Raw genomic sequence first — 16,500 nt, 5'->3', positions numbered from 1 at the left:
CGGGCAATACAGTGCCCTGGCGCGCCGCGCGAACACACGGCGCCGCGCCCACTACGCCTCACCTTGCCGCCAAACAGCGCTTGGCGCGTACCCGAATAAAGCGTCAACAGGCCCTAGCCATGAACACCGTAATCTGGATCGTGATCGTACTTGCGCTGCTCGTGGCCGCGTTCGGCATCGTCAACTGGGTGCGCACACAAATCGCCGCCAGCCGAGAAGATCTCAAGCACGTGGATCGCAGCAAGCTGCGTGATCTCGACAAGGACGCATGGGCCGAGGAAGAGCGCGAAAAACAACGGGAAAAGGACGACTGGTAAGCGGCGCCAGCGCCGCGGCGATTGCGCGGCTTCATCGTTTTCCGACGCCCGTGCGTAAAATGAGCGACTAACCAGCGGGCCGGCCCGCATTTCACGCTTTCGGCATTCCCTTTAACCGGCAACGGCATGATGGACGAGATCATTCTCTGGCTCACGCCCTGGGAGCCGCAGCCGCTGCTTATCGCGCTATTCGCGATCGTTGCATGCTGCTACGCCCGCGGGCTGGCGCGCCGACGCCGTCTGCGCGATATCGCCCCGGCGATCGCATTCGGCCTGGGGCTGATCAGCATGTATGTGGTCATGCAGACGCATGTTGATTACTACGCGCAGTACATGTTCTTCATCCATCGCGCCCAGCATCTGATTCTGCATCATCTCGGGCCGTTTCTGATCGCGCTGTCCATGCCCACCGCCGTGCTCGCTGCCGGCGCGCCGGCCTGGCTCAATCGCGGCGTGCGCGGGCTCGGCGAACTACCGCCGGTCGCGGCCTGCTACCGCTTTGTGCAGCACCCGTTCATCAGTGCACTGCTGTTCGTCGGCCTGATCTATTTCTGGCTTACGCCGTCGATCCATTTCACTGCCATGCTTTCGGCCCGCGACTACTGGCTGATGAACCTGTCCATGGCGGTCGATGGCCTGCTGTTCTGGTGGTTCATGCTCGACCCGCGCGCGCCGGGCACCACGCGTACCACCTACTCCACCGGCCTGCGCATTATCGTGCTGTGGGCGGTCATGCCGCCCCAGATCGCGCTGGGCGCCTATATCGCGCTCGCGCCCGATACCGTCTACGACGTCTATGCCGTCTGCGGGCGGGCTTTTCCGATCTCGCCCATCGTAGACCAGCAGCTGGGCGGCCTGATTACCTGGATACCGGCCGCCATGATGAGCGTTGTGGCAACGCTTATCCTGTTGCGCTTCGGCTTCATCCACGAGCGCAGCAAGCCCGAATCCGCTGACCGACCGAGCGCCTCGCCAGTCAAGGAACCCGTGACATGACCCTGCACAAGATTCTTCCCCGCGTGCTTCTGGCTGTTGGTATAAGCCTGGGCCTCGCCTTGAGCGGCTGCTCGGGCGGTCCCGATTACACCGCGCACGACATCACCGGCGTGATGCCGGACCTCGAGTTCAATCTGACCAACGAAAAGGGCGAGGCGGTTACCGCCGACGATTACGACGGCCGCCTGAAGCTGCTGTTTTTCGGCTATACCAACTGTCCGGATATATGTCCGGCCACGATGGCTCGCATTCGCGCAGCGCTGGGCGGTCTGGATGCCGACACGCGTGACGATATCGATGTCCTGTTTTTAAGCGTGGACCCGGAACGCGATACGCCCGAGCGCCTGCAACGCTTCACATCGAGCTTCGGTGACGGGGTGGTGGGCCTGACCGGCACCCAGGAGCAGCTCAAGGCGTTAAGCAAGCGTTACCGCGTGACCTACGGCTACGGCGAGCCCAACGACAACGGCTTCTATCTGGTGTCGCATAGCAGCGCGATCTTCGTGTTCGGCCCTGACGACCGCGCGCGGCTGCTGATCAACCAGCAGCAAAGCGTGGATGAAATCACCGCCGACCTTAAAACCCTGCTCGGCCAGCTAGACTGAGCGGCTCTGCGCCAAGGCCGGGGATTGTGAACGGTCGCTGCGTTGCTTTAAGGCCACGGTAGATTGAACAGAGTGCGTAACGGCTGAAGTTCGCCGCCTGCGAGCTGACTCAGCAGCAGTGCATGCCGACCCCGGGGTTGCGTCACATAATCTGCGTTGAGCTGCGCAATCTGCGGTTCCCGTCTTCTTTTCGAGTACGGCAACACCACGCGAACACGAAATCGCGCCGAGGTTCTAGCCCGCTGCCCGTTCGCTACGCCCGATGCGCTCCTGTAATTCGGCATGCCGGCGCCGGTCGAGCGGGAAGTTCCACATCATGCCCACTACGCCGAGCTTGATCGCCACCGGCAGCAGGCCGTAGAGCACGGCCAGCGTCCATAGCGCGACGGCGTCGTTGTCCTGGCCGGCGTCGAAGCCTGCCAACCACAGCACCGGATAGGCGATCCCGAGGGCGATCGCGAAGGCCAGTTTCGTGGCCATGCCCCAGAGCCCGAAATACAGCCCCGCCCGACCGTCGCCGCCGGCGGCGGTGTCTTCGTCGATGACGTCCGCCTGGATCGAGGCGGCAATGGCCTGATCCACGCCCAGACAGGTCCCGCCCAGCACGCATATCAGGCCGTAGCCGATATAGTCGCCCTCGCCCAGCGTAAGCGTGAAGATGAACACGAAGCTCACCCACAGCATCGAGGCACACCAGAGCCGGTGCTTGCTCCAGTTGCGCCCGATCTTCAGCCACAGCGGCAATCCGAGCACGGCCGACAGGAAATAGATCGCCAGGAAAATGCCGCCGGTGATTTCGCTGCCACCCAGGATGGCGGTCACGAAGAACAGGAACAGCGCGGCCGGCAGGCCGTTGGCGGCCCCGTTGAGCAGGTAGGCGATCAGCAGCCGGGTAAAGGGGCGATTGGACTTGAGCAGATCGAGGCTTTCCCGCCAACGGATCTTCGAAGCGCTGGCGCCGTCCGGTTCGCGTACCCGCCAGAGAAAAAGTCCCGTGGCGATGGGCAGGGCCACCATTAGAAATACCGCGATCGCGGCCAGACCCGCCGCTGCGCCGCCGATAAAGCGCTGTGCGAGGGCCGGTAGCATGATGGCCACCAGCGTACCGAGCACGAAGAATCCCTCGCGCCAGGCGGTGATTCGGGAGCGCTCGTCGTAGTCGGCCGACATTTCCGCCCCGAGCGTGGTGTAGGGCAGATAGATCAGCGTCCAGCCCAGATACGCCAGCATGCTCCATACCAGCAGATAGGCAGCGCCTGCGTTGTCGGGCGGCACGAACAGAAACCACGCCGCGAGCATGAGCACCGGGGTGCCGGCCGCGATCCACGGCCGCCGACGGCCGAACCGGGTCTGCAGCCTGTCCGAGGCGCTGCCGATCAACGGGTCGGTGACCACGTCAAAAAGACGCGCGGCGAAGATCAGAACCCCGACCAGGCCGGTATTCAGGCCCGGCATCTGCGAGTAAAACGGGGGCAGATACACCGTCAGGGGCAGGCCCAGCGCGGCCAGCGGCAGGCCGAGCAGCCCGTAGGCGGCCAGGCGATCCATGCCGGTACGTGTACTCATAGGCGTATCAGTCCCGCTGGAGGGCGATCTGCATGAGATCGATATTGCCGGAAGTAAAGCCGGCCGCGCAGTAGGCCAGATAATACCGCCACATGCGGTAGAACGACGCGCCGCGCTCGGTGATGATGGAATCGGACGCCGCCCGTACCGCATCGTCCCAGCGCATCAGGGTGCGTGCATAGTCTGCACCGTAGAAGTCGGTTTCGCGTACGTGCAGGCCCTTGGCTTCGGACTGCGCCTGGAACACGCTGGGCGAGGCCAGCATGCCGCCCGGAAATACGTACTCCTGGATGAAGTCGACGTTGGCGCGGTAGTAGTCGAAGCGCGAGTCGTCGATGGTGATCGCCTGGATCGCCGCGCGCCCGCCCGGCTTGAGGGCATCGTGAATGGCGGCGAAATAGGTCGGCCAGTAGGCTTCGCCCACCGCTTCGTACATCTCGATCGAGACCACGTGGTCGTACTGTGCGCTGACATCGCGATAGTCACGCAGCTCGAACGACACGCGATCGGCCACACCGGCGGCCTGCGCACGCGCCTGGGCAAAGCGCAGTTGTTCGGTGGACAGAGTCAGGCCGGTTACGCGGCAATCCGCATGGGTCGCCGCGTAACGGGCGAAGCCGCCCCAGCCACAGCCGATTTCGAGAATATGATCGCCCGGTTGCACGTCGAGCCGCGCCAGAAGACGGGCATATTTGCGTTTTTGCGCGGTCTCCAGCGGTTCGTCTTCGTGCTGGAAAATCGCGCTGGAGTAGGTCCAGGTTTCGTCCAGCCACTGGGCATAGAAGTCGTTACCCAGATCGTAGTGGTAGGCGATGTTGCGCCGGGAGCCGCGTTTGGAGTTGCGCCGAAGCCGATGCCGGATCGCGCTCATCAAGGTATACAAATGCTGCAGCCGCGAAAAATCCGGCTCAAGCGCGTCTTCGTTGAGGTGTAGCAGATAAATCAGCGTGGCGAGGTTGTCGGCATCCCATTCGCCGGCCATATAGCCTTCGGCAAAACCGATGGACCCGGCCTTGAACAAACGCGTGACCATGGCCGCAGAATGCATGTACAGCCGTGCCGACGGCCCCTCGCGATCGCCGGCAAAAATCGCTAGCGAACCGTTGGGCAGGCGCACTTCCAGACGCCCGGTATGCATACGATCCAGGCGTTTTACCACCTGACGCTCGCGCCAGTTGCTGGGTTCGCCGGCTTGAATCGTCGCGCCCTTGTCACGTTGCATGGTCATCGTTTCAGGAGACATTCTCGCGGTTCTGCTCGGGTTTACGGTGGAATACGGCGCCGCGCAGCCAGAGCTTGAACGCCTGCCAGTGGATCGCCGCGACGACCTTGATCGTCATGAACGGTACGCCGCAGACCGCTTTCAGGATGTTGGCCGTATTCAGCGCGCGGCGCTCGCCGGTCAGCGTGGTGGTAATACGCAGACGCTGGCCGTCGGCTTCGAACAGGCGGATACCCACACCCAGCTGCGCGCCCGGTTCGGCGAAATGAAACCGGTAGCCGCCGCTGCGGTCGAAAAACGGCGATACGTGAAAGGCCTTGGCCTTGCGTTGCGCCGCACGCCAGTTCATGGGCGCGCCCTGCTCGTGCAGCACATAGAAATGGTGCTCGCCGAAGGTGTTATGAACTTCCACCACGATGGCACGCAGCGAGCCGTCGGCATGGTGGCAATAGAACACGCTTATCGGATGAAAACCGTAGCCGAGCACGCGCGGCATGGTCAGCAGCTGTACACGCCCGCCGGCCAGGTCGACGCCGTGTTCAGCGAGCAGCTCATCCAGCCAGACGCGCAGGTTCACGCGCGCATCGTGCGGGCCATGCTCGGCATCGTAGAACGACAGGACATTGAAGCGGTTGCGGGACAACAGCGGCGATACGGCACAGGCGTCATCGATCGCATCGATATCCAGCAGCAGATAGAAGCTGCGATAGTTGAAGCGATAGCGCGGCGGGCCCGGTCGCCGATGCATGACCCGACAGCGATAGAGCGCGCCCGCACTAACCATCGCGCCCACGCCAAGGCACGTCGATGCCCAGTCCGCGGGCCACGCGCACCGCCGAGGCCAGGCCGTCTTCATGGAAGCCGTAGCCGCACCAGGCGCCACAGAACCAGGCCCGATTATGGCCCTGGATCTCGTCCAGCCGGCCCTGCGCGGCGATCGCCTCGCCGTCGAACACCGGGTGGTGATACTCGATTTCGCGGATGACGTGGCGGGCGTTGGGCTCGACGCGCGGATTGAGGCTGACCACGTATTGGCGCTCGCCGCCGATGGACTGCAGCCGGTTCATCCAGTAGCTCACGGTGACGCGCTGATCCTCGACGCCGTCGCGATCGGCCAGATAATTCCAGGCCGCCCAGACACGCCGGCGCTGCGGCAACAACGCGATATCGCTGTGCAGGATCGCGCGGTTGGGCTGAAAGCGAAACGCCGACAACAGCGAGGATTCCAGCGCGCTGGCATCCGCGAGCATCGCGCGGGTCTGATCGGCATGACAGGCGAACACCACCTGATCGAACGTCTCGGTCTTGCCGTTGGCCAGGGTCAGATGGGCGCCGTCTTGATCGCGGCGTACGCGCTCGACCGGCGTGGCCAGGCGCAGACGCGCGCCCAGGTGCTTGGCAATGGCCTGCACATAGCGCTGGCTGCCGCCGACGATCGTTTTCCACTGCGGCCGGTTCGACAGTTCCAGCAGCCCGTGGTTGTCGAAGAACCGCAGGAATGCACCGACCGGAAAGGCGCGCATGTCCGCCGTCGGCGTGGACCAGATCGCGGCCGCCATGGGTAACAGATAGCGCGCGGCAAAGGCATCGCTATAACCATTACGATCAAGAAACTCGCCCAGCGACACCGCGGGTAGCGCATCGGTCTCTATGAGCTGGCGGGTCTGGCGGTTGAAGCGCAGGATATCGGCGATCATGCGCCAGTGGCGTGAATCCAGCAGCCGGCTTTTCTGGGCGAACAGCGTACGCCAGCTATCGCCGGCCCATTCGATCGCGCCGTCGCCGATCGACACCGCAAACGACATGTCGCTGGACCGTGTCTCGACCGCAAGCTCGGCCAATAACGACTCGAAAAACGGATAGTTACGATCGTTTAACACGATAAAGCCGGTGTCCACCGGCTGTTCACCGGCCATTACCGTATTGGCATGCCCGCCGGGCCGATTGGCGGCTTCGAAGACGGTGATCTCGGCGCTGCCATCGAGTAGCCATGCCGTCCCCAGCCCGGCGATGCCGCTGCCCACGATAGCGATTCGCTGCATGTCGTCCTTTTTATTGAAGCGTACGGGCAAGTCGAACGCATGGCTACGCCTGCGGACCGTGCATAGATGCACGGTGTTTTTACCCGTTTTGGTGTTTCGGCTATGCTCTGCGACCGACTTTTGAAACGACGTGGACACAAAAGCCGCTGGCGTCGCGCGATCGCCTCTAGTCTATCGAATTCGGGCATCGTTGCCGCGGTATCTGTCATAAGACACGGCAAGCTGTTGTTCGCGTCTGTCTTCAAACCTTTCCATTTACAAGGAGCGCACCATGAAAGAACCCGTACGCGTAGCCATTACCGGCGGCGCCGGCCAGATCAGCTACTCGCTCATCTTCCGTATCGCCGCTGGCGACATGCTCGGCCCGGATCAGCCGGTCATCCTGCAGCTGCTGGAAATTCCGCCGGCGATGGATGCGCTCAACGGCGTGATGATGGAAGTCAACGACTGTGCCTTCCCGCTGGTCAAGGACATCATCGGCACCGACAAGCCCGAAGAAGCCTTCAAGGATGCCGACATCTGCCTGCTCGTCGGCGCCAAGCCGCGCGGCAAGGGCATGGAGCGCTCCGACCTGCTCAAGGCCAACGCCGATATCTTCTCGGTGCAGGGCAAGGCCATCAACGACCACGCCTCGCGCGACGTCAAGGTGCTGGTTGTCGGCAACCCGGCCAACACCAACGCCCTGATCGCGGCCAGCAACGCGCCGGACCTGGACAAGGGTCAGTTCACCGCCATGATGCGCCTGGACCACAACCGTGCCCTGTCGCAGCTGGCCCAGAAGACCGGCACCCAGGTCACCGATATCGACAAGATGATCGTCTGGGGCAACCACAGCGCGACCCAGTACCCGGATATCAGCCAGGCGACCGTCAACGGCAAGCCGGCCCTGGATCTGGTCGACCGTGACTGGTACGAAAACGACTTCATCCCCACCGTGCAGAAGCGCGGCGCAGCGATCATCGAAGCCCGCGGCGCCTCCAGCGCGGCCTCGGCCGCCTCGGCCGCCATCGACCACATCCACGACTGGGTGAATGGCTCGAAAGGCATCGTGTCGATGGGCATCCCCGCCGACGGCAGCTACGGCGTCGAGGAAGGCATCATGTTTTCCTATCCCGTGACCTGCAAGAACGGCAAATACGAAATCGTCCAGGATCTGGAAATCGACGAGTTCAGCCGCGAGCGCATGAAGGCCACCGAAGACGAGCTGCGCAGCGAGCGTGAAGCGGTGTCGGCTCTTCTCGGCTAACGCCGTCCTCTAGTCCCCTCGATATAGACTCGAAAGTGGGGCTCATCCAAGGGCGAAGCGCGGTACCGGTTTGTTCTGTCGGCTCATCGACAGCACGAGCTGGTACCGCGTTGAGTTTCTCGACAAGAAATCGCTGTTAATCGTAGATACCGAACGCGAAAGAAACGCCTGGCCGTGCAAGCGCGCCCAGCTGAACTCGCTGCTGAACCACCTGGGTGTTGATGTTGTCGTCGATGTCGGCGCCAATACCGGTCAATTCGCGCACAAGCTCCGCGATTATTATTCGGGTCAATTAATATCCTTCGAACCCGCGCCTTCAGTGGTTGAAAACGCTGAAACACCACGCGCAAGGTGATAGGCACTGGCACGCCTATAATTGCGCGCTTGGTAGCGAAGATGGCGAACAAGAGATTTACGTCTCGCGGGATAGCGTATTCAGCTCTTTACTGAAAGCGAGCGAGTACGCTCTAAGTCTCTTTCGCAACCGAGTGAATGCCGACGAGAAGGCGTCGGTTGTAGTGAGTCGTTTAGACTCGTTTCTGGAACGGGAACGCTTCAACGCCGATGAGCGCAAGATATGTCTGAAGCTCGATACGCAGGGCTACGACATGCAAGTCGTCGAAGGTAGCTCGCAAGTCCGGCGAAATATCGAAATCATACTTGCCGAAGTATCGGTTAAAGCGGTCTACGAAGGCCTGCCTCATTGGACCGAGAGCCTGACGTTTTTGAGAGCCGCGGGTTTTGTGTCGCCGGCATGTCCCCGGTCAGTCGCGACGGTTGGCAACTTATCGAATACGATTGCCTGCTAATAAGAACTTGACGTCTTGCCAGGCCAAACGCGGTTCAGCCTTTAACACGCAGCTGGTCTACATAGCCCAAACGATAGAAGTATTTGGTTCCAAGTTCGTAGTAAACCAGCGCATCTGTGCGAGACGCACATCGAAGCCGAAGCCATTGCTTTATCAGGCGAACCCAGAGTTTAATCGGCACCCCTGAGATGCTGGGGCCGCCGCGTTCGGGGCGCAGATAGCCGTTCTTGCGCCCGCGTCGATACACGCCCTGAAATAGGCTCTCGAAGCTCAGTTGTTCAGCGTAGGCGTGGTGGCCGACAATTGCATTCGGAACGAATACGCAGCGATGACCACGCTGCATGAGGGCGATGTTGAAATCGGTATCGCCGCCCTTGATATAGTCGCTACTACCGTCGGGCCCGACGTTCTCGTCGAAGCGGATATCCCCCAGTACCCGACGGCGCACTGCCATATTGGGCCCGATCGGCGGGGTATCGGTATAGCCTTCATCCTCGCGCGGCCGGTACTCGGCGCAATGGCGCGCCACGATTTTCTGTCCGTTCTCGCCCTGCAGCCAGTCCGGCGGGTCGCCGATCAATTTCACGCGAATCGCGCCACCGAACAGGTCGGCGTCGGGCCAACGCTGTGCGGCGCCCCAAAGCGCTTCGAGCCAACCGGAATCTACCGAGACATCATCGTCGGTAAACACCACCAGCGCGCCGACGACCTGCTCGAGCGCCAGATTCTGCGCCCTGCATTTGCCGGGCCGATCGAGCGTCAACATGCGGATGGGCAAGCACTTGCTGGCTTCTGCGATGACCGCCGCGGTGGCATCGCGGCTGCCGTTATCGACTATCAACAGTTCCCAGTCGAATCCCTCGCTGCGCAGCCGCGCGAAGTCTTCCAGCGTCGCCGCCAGCCGGTCCGCCCGGTCGCGCGTGGTCAACACCACGCTGATGTCTAGCTCACTCATGCGGCTCGATCCGTATGTATCAATCAGCGGTGGGCCTTGCGCTCGCGACGGGCGCGTCGACGCCGACGCAATTCAACCTTGATCCGTCGATACAACGACTCGCCTACATCCGAGACGTGGTGGCCGGCGCCGATATGTCGCGTGGCTCCCTCTTCGAGTACGACGCCATGAAAGCCGAGATCGTGATACGCGTAGTTTATCTGGAGCTCATGACCGACGGCCGCAAAAGGCTTGATAAGCTCGTAGTCCGCTCGCCGCCGCAAGCCTGGATTGAAAGTAAAGCCGTGCCACGTTTCCTTGTGGGAAACCTTCGGCAGCACCTGGCGATACATCACGTTATCGGGCGTGTATTGAATGCGCTCGCCTAGCTTGTGTTTCTTGCAGTCCCAGAGATGGCGCATCCATACCGTGATCGCCTTCGGATCATGCTTGAGTACGGATAGCGATTCCTCGACGAAGCCTTCGCGAAAGAATTCGAAATCGTCCTCGCAGTGGAAGATATACGGCGTATCCACAATCGAATAGGCGCGGTCGACGCTCTTGATCTGCCCCAGGCGTGGTTCGTTGAACAGGATCCGATCGAAGAACGTGCCGTATTCGCGCTCCAACCAGGCCCGCATTTCATCGTCGCCCGAATCCTCGATTAGCACGTAGCGCGCGATGGGATAGGTATTGTGCTCGACGAACGTTTGTAACGTCCGGGACAGCAGTTCGGGACGGCCACAGCTTGTGACTACGAAAGTGACTCGATCGTCTTGAGCAGGCGTCGCATCCATGGTGGCCATAGACTTCGGCTTTCCTATACAGCGATGGTCGGCAAGTTTAGCAACACAGAGGGTCGTGAAACGATATGGCTATCGTGCCGAAGAAGCTGTCGTACAATCGCGGATTACTGAAGTCTTCTCCCAATATCGGCATGACGCAACGAAACACGGTGGATTTATCGGCCTTGGGCCAGGCCCTGCACTACGGCTCGATCATTCGTAGTCCAAGCGTCCAGCCAGCGCTACCGTTTTCGACCGAGACCCTCATCGAGGCGCAACAGCGCAAGCAGCGCCGCAATGACGATCCACCGCGCCTGCTCAAAGAAGGCGCAGAGCTGTGGAGGAACGTCTGCCTTCGGGTCGTCGAACGCACTGAAAAACCACTGATCGTGCCCCTGAGTGCAGGCCTGGATTCGCGCGCGGTTCTTGCCGGCTTGCGGGCATGCGGCGCGGACGTGCGTGCTGTTACCTACGGTATTCCGGGCGCCTTCGATTACGACCTCGCGCTACCGGTCGCTCGAGCGACCGGCGCGCCAATCGACCGATTCGATTTACGCAAGATCGAAGTCAAACGTGCCGACCTGCTGTCGTTGGCCAAGCGCTCACCGCGCCCCTCGGTCCTTCTGGATATGTTCTACAACGATCATATCGCGCAGTATTTCGGCGACGGCTATACCTATGCCAACGGTTTTATCGGCGACGTACTCGCCGGCAAGAATCTGGGCAAGGCCGGCGGGCTTAGCTGGGACGAAGCACGCGCCCAGCTGGCTGCATGGTGTCGGCTCAGCCGCACCGCGACCCTGACGGCCCCCGGCACGGATCCGCTGGATGCTCTGCCTGATGCGCCCTTCGTTTCGCTTGATCTGCTGCCGGCCATACAACAGCTCGATTACGGCGTTCGCCAGCAGATGCTCGTTCGCCCGATCGTCTGCCCGCCCGGCTTCGATGTCGTCACCCCGTTTCTGGATCCGCAATGGTGCGCTTTCATGCTCGGGCTACCCGATGACATCCGCAAGAACCGGGCATTCTTCATCGAACTGTTCCAGTACGCCTTTCCGGAAGTCTTCGCGCTGCCGACAACAGCCAGCGGTGGCCTGCCGCTCGGCGCCGACGAGAGGGCCATACGGCACCACAAGAAGCGACTGAAGCGGCGCCGGCGCATGCGTCGTAACCTCAGTCGGATATTACCCTGGGTGGATGTGCCCCCCGCGAACCGGAGCTGGCAGTATCTCGACTTCCGCCAGCTACTCCGAGACCGCAGCGATTTTCACGCGATGTACGCCCAGGGCATGCAGCAGCTGGACGAATCACAACACATACCGTGGCTTGAGGCGACGGCATTGCTCGACGAACATCGTGCTGGCGGCGCAGACCATACCAAGGCGCTGCACGCGCTGTTCAATATCAGTCTGCTGCTCGAGGCGCGCCCGGATCTGTTCGGCATCACGGATAGCGCGCGGGCCTGAACAGGCTGCGACCGTAAAGCAGGCGCCTCAGGCAGTCGAGCTGTAATCCTTCAGCCGTTGCTGAAGTTCGCCCAATCGCAGCTGATAGGCGATGCCCTTTTGCAGACGCTCGCGTTCGTTGGCTCTTAGCGTGGCCAAACGATAGCGCAGCCAAGATCGCGACACCGCGAGCCACAGCTTGAGCGGTGCGCCCGCCAAACGAATGCGCCGTTTTTTCTTGTTGCTCGGTAAATAGACCTGGCCGCGCCCCTTCTTGTTGGCCCGTGCCAGCAACCAGTCGGCATGCACCTGCTCGGGTCTCACCACGTGGGCAACGCGAGCCTGGGGGACATAAATATAGCGGTGTCCCTTGGCATGCAGGCGACGCAGGAAATCCGCCTCGCCACCCATCGCATAGCTGCCGCTTTGCGGACCGAGCTGTTCATTGAAGCACATGCCCTCGAAAGCCGAGCGACGCACGGCGAAGCTCGGACCATAAGGATGGCGCCGCACCGGCCCTTCCTGCGCCGCCGGCTGGTAACGCGCGAAGGCGGTGGTCGAGAACTCGAAGTCCGGCGACTGCATCCAGTCCGGGGTACCGGCCGGGAAGCGGGGTTCGATACGCGCGCCGAATACGACATCGTCGGACCAGCGTTGCGCCGCATCGATATAAGCGCGTATGCAGTCCGGTTCGGGCAGCACATCGTCGTCGGTGAAAACGACGAGCGATCCGCGCAGCTGCGGCAACATTTCGTTGAGCGCCCGATTCTTGCCGACACCGTGAAACGTCGAGCATACGATCGGCAAATGATCGCGCATGCGCTCGATCACATCGGCCGTGGCGTCCGTGCTTGCGTTGTCGACGATCAGTAATTCCCACTCGAGACCCTGCATGTCCAATGCACGGTAGCTGGCCAGGGTTTGCTCGAGCTGGGCGGCACGATTGCGCGTCGCGAACAGAATGGATATATCCATGGGCAGGCAGTCTGGCTGAGTTTAGCGGGTGCGGGCAGCGGTGCAGATTAGAGTCATCCGCGCACCCTCGCCACGGCTTCACACCAGCCTTCGTAGAGCGCATCGACTTCGGCCGCGCTCTTCTCGACCTCGAAGTGCCGCTCGGCGCGCCACAGCTCGGCGATCGCATCGAGCGAGTCGTACAGCCCAACCTGCAGTCCCGCCATATAGGCCGCGCCCAGGGCCGTGGTTTCGATCACTTCGGGGCGTTCCACCGGCGTTTGCAGAATATCGGCAAGACAGCTGCACACAAGGTCGTTTGCGGCCATGCCGCCGTCCACGCGCAGCTCGCGCGGTGGCTCGGCATCGTCGCCGATCGCGTTCACCAGGTCGCGGGTCTGATAGCAGGTCGACTCGAGTGCCGCACGCACGATCTGTTCGATGCCGGTATCGCGTGTCAGCCCCAGGATCGCGCCGCGCGCTTCCGGGTCCCAGTACGGTGCGCCCAGGCCGGTGAACGCCGGTACCAAATAGACGCCGCCGGTATGATCGACCGATGCCGCCAGCGCCTGGGTCTGCTCGGCCTTTTCGAACATATGCAGGGCGTCGCGCAGCCATTGAATAGCCGCGCCCGCGACGAAAATCGACCCCTCCAGTGCGTAGGTGGTCTTGCCGTGGATGCGATAGGCGACGGTGGTCAACAGCCGATGCCGCGAAGCAAGCGCCTCTTCACCGACGTTGAGCATGAGAAAACAGCCGGTGCCATAGGTCGACTTCGCCATGCCGGGCTTGAAGCAGGCCTGACCTACGAGGGCCGCCTGTTGATCGCCTACCATGGCGGCAATCGGGATCTCGGCGCCGAGCAGGTCTTTGCGGATAGTGCCGAAATCGCTGGCGGTATCCCGCACTTCGGGTAGCAGGGCGCGCGGGATGTCGAAAAACGACAGCAGTTCGTCGTCCCAGGCCTGATCGCGAATATTGAACAGCAGCGTACGCGAGGCGTTGGTGGCATCGGTGGCATGCACAGCGCCGCCGGTCAGATGCCATAGCAGCCAGCTGTCGATCGTGCCGAACGCCAGCTCCCCGGCCTCGGCCCGCGCGCGTGCACCGTCCATGTTGTCGAGCAGCCAGGCCACCTTGGTGGCCGAAAAATACGGGTCGAACAACAGCCCCGTCTTGTCCTGCAACCAGCTTTCGGTTCGCTCGTCGGCGAGTTCGCGGCAGCGCTCGGCGGTGCGTCGATCCTGCCAGACGATGGCGCGCGCGATGGGTTCGCCCGTCGCTCGCTCCCAGACCACCGTGGTTTCACGCTGGTTGGTGATCCCGCAGGCACAGATATCGCTCGCCTCGAGGCCAGCCTCGGCAATGGCTTCGCGGCAAACGACGAGCACGTCGGCAAGAATATCGTTGGCGTCGTGCTCTACCCAGGCTTCCTGTGGGAAGTATTGCTGGAATTCACGCTGTGCACGGCCGCGAATATGGCCCCGATCGTCGAATACGATGGCCCGACTGCTGGTCGTGCCCTGGTCGATAGCCAACAGGTGACGGGAACCGCTCATGAGCACAGGACCTTGACTTGGTTCATATACGTCTTTCGCTTTTAGGGCTTAGGATAAACGCGATTAAGATCGGGCAGCGTCCGAGTCCATTGGCACTATAGCCTCGCAGCGGGCGCTACCGGATCGTGCGATTGCCTCCCGGACAGGATGCAGCTTCCGTGCACCAGGCCATACAGGTCAACTATTGACGTACGAAACACAGCAGGTCAGCACCGACAGCGCCACGCGCCTGGTCGCCTATCGCTGGCCGGCCCGGCTTGAAACGCGTGCCGCTCTCGTCATCGTGCATGGCATGGCCGAGCACGCCCGCCGTTATGCGCGGCTGGCCGAATATCTCGCGGCGGCCGGTATCGACGTCCACGCCTTCGATCTGCGCGGTCATGGCGCGACCACCGCCGCCGTGGACCACGGCAATCTCGGCGAGCGCTGCAACTGGCAAACGCTCGTCGACGACGTAGAGCGCGTTCGTCAGCGGGCTGCGCGCGATGCGGGCAACGTTCCGATATTCCTGTTCGGACACAGCCTCGGCTCGTTTATCGCGATGAGCGTACTTCAGCAGTACGGCGATGCGTACGCCGGTGGCATTCTCAGCGGCACCGATCGACCCGGTCGCATCCGGTGCCGCGCGGCAGCACTGCTCGCCCGCCTCGAGTGCGCGCGCGTCGGTCCGGACGGGGTCAGCAAGCCGTTACAGTCGCTCATCATAAGTGCCTATGACCGGCGCCTGTCGCGCTATTACGGTTCGGTGCGCGAGAACGCATGGCTGTCTAGCGACAGCGCGGCTGTCGACGCCTACAACGGCGACCCCGACTGCGGCTTCCCCCTGCGCGCGGGTGCCTGGCACATGGTTCTGCGCGGTATCGCGCGCAGCAGCGGCGCGCATCGACAACGCCAGCTGCCGATACGCCTGCCGCTACTCATCATAGCCGGCCGCGACGACCCGATGGGTGGCTTCGGCCATGGCCCACAGCGCGTGGCACGGGCGCTCGACGGCGACGGCCAGCGCGCGCTCGAGCTGCGCCTTTACGACGGCCAACGCCACGAGTTGCTGCAAGACACGGGCGCCGATACGGTTATGGCCGACATGCGTTCCTGGCTCGATCGCTGGGCCAGCCACCCCGAGGCAGGCACGCCCGATTAGCGCCCTGTTTCATAGGAGTAAGCCTATGCGTCGTCTCGTCGCCGCGTTCATCGCCCTGTCTTTTATCACGACCGCGGCGTTTGCAGCCCCGAAGGCCGATCTATGGCCCCATTGGCAGGCACATGATGAAAACGCCACGGCTACGATCGACCACAGCGCCTACGATGCATTTCTGCGCAAATATGTCGTCGCCCACGAACACGCGCCCAACGGCGTGCGCTACGGCGACGTCAGCGCGGCCGATCATACCCGACTCAAGAACTATATCGAGGCCATGCAGCAGGTCGACATCGCTGCCTATAACCGCGATGTGCAGCGCGCCTACTGGATCAATCTCTACAACGCCCTCACTTTGGATCGGGTGCTCGACGCCTACCCCGTCGATTCGATCCGCGATATCGGCGGCAGCCTGATTTCATCAGGGCCCTGGAAGAAGCGATATCTCACGATCGACGGCGAAAAACTCAGCCTCAACGATATCGAACACCGGATCCTGAGACCCATCTGGCACGACGGGCTGACCCACTACGGGGTCAACTGCGCGTCGATGAGCTGCCCGGATCTGAGTACGCAGGCATATACCGGCGACAACGTGTATACCCTGCTGCGCGAGAACGCCCGCGACTACGTCAACAGCCCTGCCGGCGTTCGCTTCGACGATGGCGAGCTGGTGGTGTCGAGCATCTACGACTGGTATGGGCAGGATTTCGGCGGTAACGATCGCGCCATCATCAGCCATTTGCGCCGCTTCGCCGACCCCGCGCGCTCGACGCGCCTGGATATGCGGGACACCATCGACGACTATGAGTACAACTGGGCCTTGAACGACGAAGCCGACATGCCTGACGACCGCTAGTGCTGACCGGGCGAACGTTTGTC

Annotated in this window: 16 protein-coding genes and 1 pseudogene; 8 read left to right on the top strand and 9 right to left on the bottom strand. The window is 62.2% G+C overall.

The genetic code is table 11. The features are described from left to right. Nucleotides 1–119 precede the first annotated feature (119 nt). The 3 genes from C84B14_RS04690 (at nucleotide 120) to C84B14_RS04680 (ending at nucleotide 1,918) form a co-directional block, all read left to right on the top strand. On the top strand, nucleotides 120–317 hold the full coding sequence (locus C84B14_RS04690) for a hypothetical protein (protein ID WP_353222235.1): 198 nt from the start codon (nucleotides 120–122) through the stop codon (nucleotides 315–317). Nucleotides 318–443: 126 nt separating this feature from the next. After that, on the top strand, nucleotides 444–1,313 hold the full coding sequence (locus C84B14_RS04685; RefSeq protein WP_348766057.1) for a cytochrome c oxidase assembly protein: 870 nt from the start codon (nucleotides 444–446) through the stop codon (nucleotides 1,311–1,313). Beyond that, a complete protein-coding gene (locus tag C84B14_RS04680; protein WP_353222233.1) occupies nucleotides 1,310–1,918 on the top strand; it encodes an SCO family protein in 609 nt (202 codons plus the stop codon). Before C84B14_RS04685 ends, C84B14_RS04680 begins: the two co-directional genes overlap by 4 nt. Nucleotides 1,919–2,152: 234 nt before the next feature. Here C84B14_RS04680 and C84B14_RS04675 read toward each other — a convergent pair whose 3' ends face one another. The 4 genes from C84B14_RS04675 to C84B14_RS04660 are packed head-to-tail and all read right to left on the bottom strand — an operon-like array spanning nucleotide 2,153 to nucleotide 6,748. Then, nucleotides 2,153–3,484, bottom strand: coding sequence for an MFS transporter (locus C84B14_RS04675; RefSeq protein ID WP_353222231.1), 1,332 nt, complete (start codon nucleotides 3,482–3,484; stop codon nucleotides 2,153–2,155). A 7-nt stretch (nucleotides 3,485–3,491) separates the two neighbouring features. Beyond that, complete coding sequence (locus C84B14_RS04670) at nucleotides 3,492–4,712, bottom strand: class I SAM-dependent methyltransferase (RefSeq protein ID WP_353222229.1); 1,221 nt, start codon at nucleotides 4,710–4,712, stop codon at nucleotides 3,492–3,494. 4 nt (nucleotides 4,713–4,716) lie between these two features. Then, nucleotides 4,717–5,490 carry a DUF1365 domain-containing protein gene (locus tag C84B14_RS04665; RefSeq protein WP_353222418.1) on the bottom strand — a complete coding sequence of 258 codons (774 nt, stop codon included), beginning with the start codon at nucleotides 5,488–5,490 and terminating at the stop codon, nucleotides 4,717–4,719. Beyond that, nucleotides 5,483–6,748, bottom strand: coding sequence for an NAD(P)/FAD-dependent oxidoreductase (locus C84B14_RS04660; protein ID WP_353222227.1), 1,266 nt, complete (start codon nucleotides 6,746–6,748; stop codon nucleotides 5,483–5,485). The genes C84B14_RS04665 and C84B14_RS04660 overlap by 8 nt, the downstream gene beginning before the upstream one ends. Nucleotides 6,749–7,019: 271 nt before the next feature. On the opposite strand from C84B14_RS04660, the gene C84B14_RS04655 reads away from it, so the two are divergent. Then, nucleotides 7,020–7,994, top strand: coding sequence for a malate dehydrogenase (locus tag C84B14_RS04655; RefSeq protein WP_353222225.1), 975 nt, complete (start codon nucleotides 7,020–7,022; stop codon nucleotides 7,992–7,994). 136 nt (nucleotides 7,995–8,130) lie between these two features. Here C84B14_RS04655 and C84B14_RS04650 read toward each other — a convergent pair whose 3' ends face one another. Then, entirely contained in the window at nucleotides 8,131–8,286 is a 156-nt protein-coding gene (locus tag C84B14_RS04650; RefSeq protein ID WP_353222223.1) for a hypothetical protein, read from the bottom strand. A gap of 28 nt (nucleotides 8,287–8,314) precedes the next feature. Between C84B14_RS04650 and C84B14_RS04645 the strand changes: the two are divergent. Further along, nucleotides 8,315–8,803: pseudogene (locus C84B14_RS04645) on the top strand (FkbM family methyltransferase); the annotation flags it as partial. A gap of 34 nt (nucleotides 8,804–8,837) precedes the next feature. Here the strand turns inward: C84B14_RS04645 and C84B14_RS04640 are convergent. Together C84B14_RS04640 and C84B14_RS04635 are read right to left on the bottom strand one after the other, a co-directional pair. Then, the gene (locus C84B14_RS04640; protein WP_353222221.1) at nucleotides 8,838–9,737 is read right to left on the bottom strand and encodes a glycosyltransferase family 2 protein; all 900 of its coding nucleotides are present in this window, start codon (nucleotides 9,735–9,737) and stop codon (nucleotides 8,838–8,840) included. Between the two features lie 44 nt (nucleotides 9,738–9,781). Further along, complete coding sequence (locus tag C84B14_RS04635) at nucleotides 9,782–10,543, bottom strand: glycosyltransferase (protein ID WP_353222219.1); 762 nt, start codon at nucleotides 10,541–10,543, stop codon at nucleotides 9,782–9,784. A 131-nt stretch (nucleotides 10,544–10,674) separates the two neighbouring features. On the opposite strand from C84B14_RS04635, the gene C84B14_RS04630 reads away from it, so the two are divergent. Beyond that, nucleotides 10,675–11,988, top strand: a complete 1,314-nt coding sequence (locus C84B14_RS04630; RefSeq protein ID WP_353222217.1) for a hypothetical protein — start codon at nucleotides 10,675–10,677, stop codon at nucleotides 11,986–11,988. Nucleotides 11,989–12,015: 27 nt separating this feature from the next. Here C84B14_RS04630 and C84B14_RS04625 read toward each other — a convergent pair whose 3' ends face one another. Together C84B14_RS04625 and glpK are read right to left on the bottom strand one after the other, a co-directional pair. Continuing rightward, nucleotides 12,016–12,942 carry a glycosyltransferase family 2 protein gene (locus C84B14_RS04625; RefSeq protein ID WP_353222215.1) on the bottom strand — a complete coding sequence of 309 codons (927 nt, stop codon included), beginning with the start codon at nucleotides 12,940–12,942 and terminating at the stop codon, nucleotides 12,016–12,018. Nucleotides 12,943–12,995: 53 nt separating this feature from the next. Further along, nucleotides 12,996–14,480 carry a glycerol kinase GlpK gene (gene glpK, locus C84B14_RS04620; protein ID WP_353222213.1) on the bottom strand — a complete coding sequence of 495 codons (1,485 nt, stop codon included), beginning with the start codon at nucleotides 14,478–14,480 and terminating at the stop codon, nucleotides 12,996–12,998. Nucleotides 14,481–14,664: 184 nt separating this feature from the next. Here glpK and C84B14_RS04615 point away from each other — a divergent pair, with 184 nt between their 5' ends. Further along, nucleotides 14,665–15,621, top strand: a complete 957-nt coding sequence (locus tag C84B14_RS04615; RefSeq protein ID WP_353222211.1) for an alpha/beta fold hydrolase — start codon at nucleotides 14,665–14,667, stop codon at nucleotides 15,619–15,621. Between the two features lie 25 nt (nucleotides 15,622–15,646). After that, entirely contained in the window at nucleotides 15,647–16,477 is an 831-nt protein-coding gene (locus tag C84B14_RS04610) for a DUF547 domain-containing protein (RefSeq protein ID WP_353222209.1), read from the top strand. The last annotated feature ends 23 nt before the right edge of the window (nucleotides 16,478–16,500 follow it).

Source organism: Salinisphaera sp. C84B14 (assembly GCF_040361435.1).
GTDB lineage: Bacteria > Pseudomonadota > Gammaproteobacteria > Nevskiales > Salinisphaeraceae > Salinisphaera.
This window is presented reverse-complemented; position numbering and strand designations above follow the sequence as displayed.

What these genes read in the sequence shown, in the direction of transcription:
- C84B14_RS04690 (WP_353222235.1), top strand. Translation starts at nt 120, where the DNA reads ATGAACACCGTAATCTGGATCGTGATCGTACTTGCGCTGCTCGTGGCC.
- C84B14_RS04685 (WP_348766057.1), top strand. Translation starts at nt 444, where the DNA reads ATGATGGACGAGATCATTCTCTGGCTCACGCCCTGGGAGCCGCAGCCG.
- C84B14_RS04680 (WP_353222233.1), top strand. Translation starts at nt 1,310, where the DNA reads ATGACCCTGCACAAGATTCTTCCCCGCGTGCTTCTGGCTGTTGGTATA.
- C84B14_RS04675 (WP_353222231.1), bottom strand. Translation starts at nt 3,484, where the DNA reads ATGAGTACACGTACCGGCATGGATCGCCTGGCCGCCTACGGGCTGCTC.
- C84B14_RS04670 (WP_353222229.1), bottom strand. Translation starts at nt 4,712, where the DNA reads ATGACCATGCAACGTGACAAGGGCGCGACGATTCAAGCCGGCGAACCC.
- C84B14_RS04665 (WP_353222418.1), bottom strand. Translation starts at nt 5,490, where the DNA reads ATGGTTAGTGCGGGCGCGCTCTATCGCTGTCGGGTCATGCATCGGCGA.
- C84B14_RS04660 (WP_353222227.1), bottom strand. Translation starts at nt 6,748, where the DNA reads ATGCAGCGAATCGCTATCGTGGGCAGCGGCATCGCCGGGCTGGGGACG.
- C84B14_RS04655 (WP_353222225.1), top strand. Translation starts at nt 7,020, where the DNA reads ATGAAAGAACCCGTACGCGTAGCCATTACCGGCGGCGCCGGCCAGATC.
- C84B14_RS04635 (WP_353222219.1), bottom strand. Translation starts at nt 10,543, where the DNA reads ATGGCCACCATGGATGCGACGCCTGCTCAAGACGATCGAGTCACTTTC.
- C84B14_RS04630 (WP_353222217.1), top strand. Translation starts at nt 10,675, where the DNA reads ATGACGCAACGAAACACGGTGGATTTATCGGCCTTGGGCCAGGCCCTG.
- C84B14_RS04625 (WP_353222215.1), bottom strand. Translation starts at nt 12,942, where the DNA reads ATGGATATATCCATTCTGTTCGCGACGCGCAATCGTGCCGCCCAGCTC.
- glpK (WP_353222213.1), bottom strand. Translation starts at nt 14,480, where the DNA reads ATGAGCGGTTCCCGTCACCTGTTGGCTATCGACCAGGGCACGACCAGC.
- C84B14_RS04610 (WP_353222209.1), top strand. Translation starts at nt 15,647, where the DNA reads ATGCGTCGTCTCGTCGCCGCGTTCATCGCCCTGTCTTTTATCACGACC.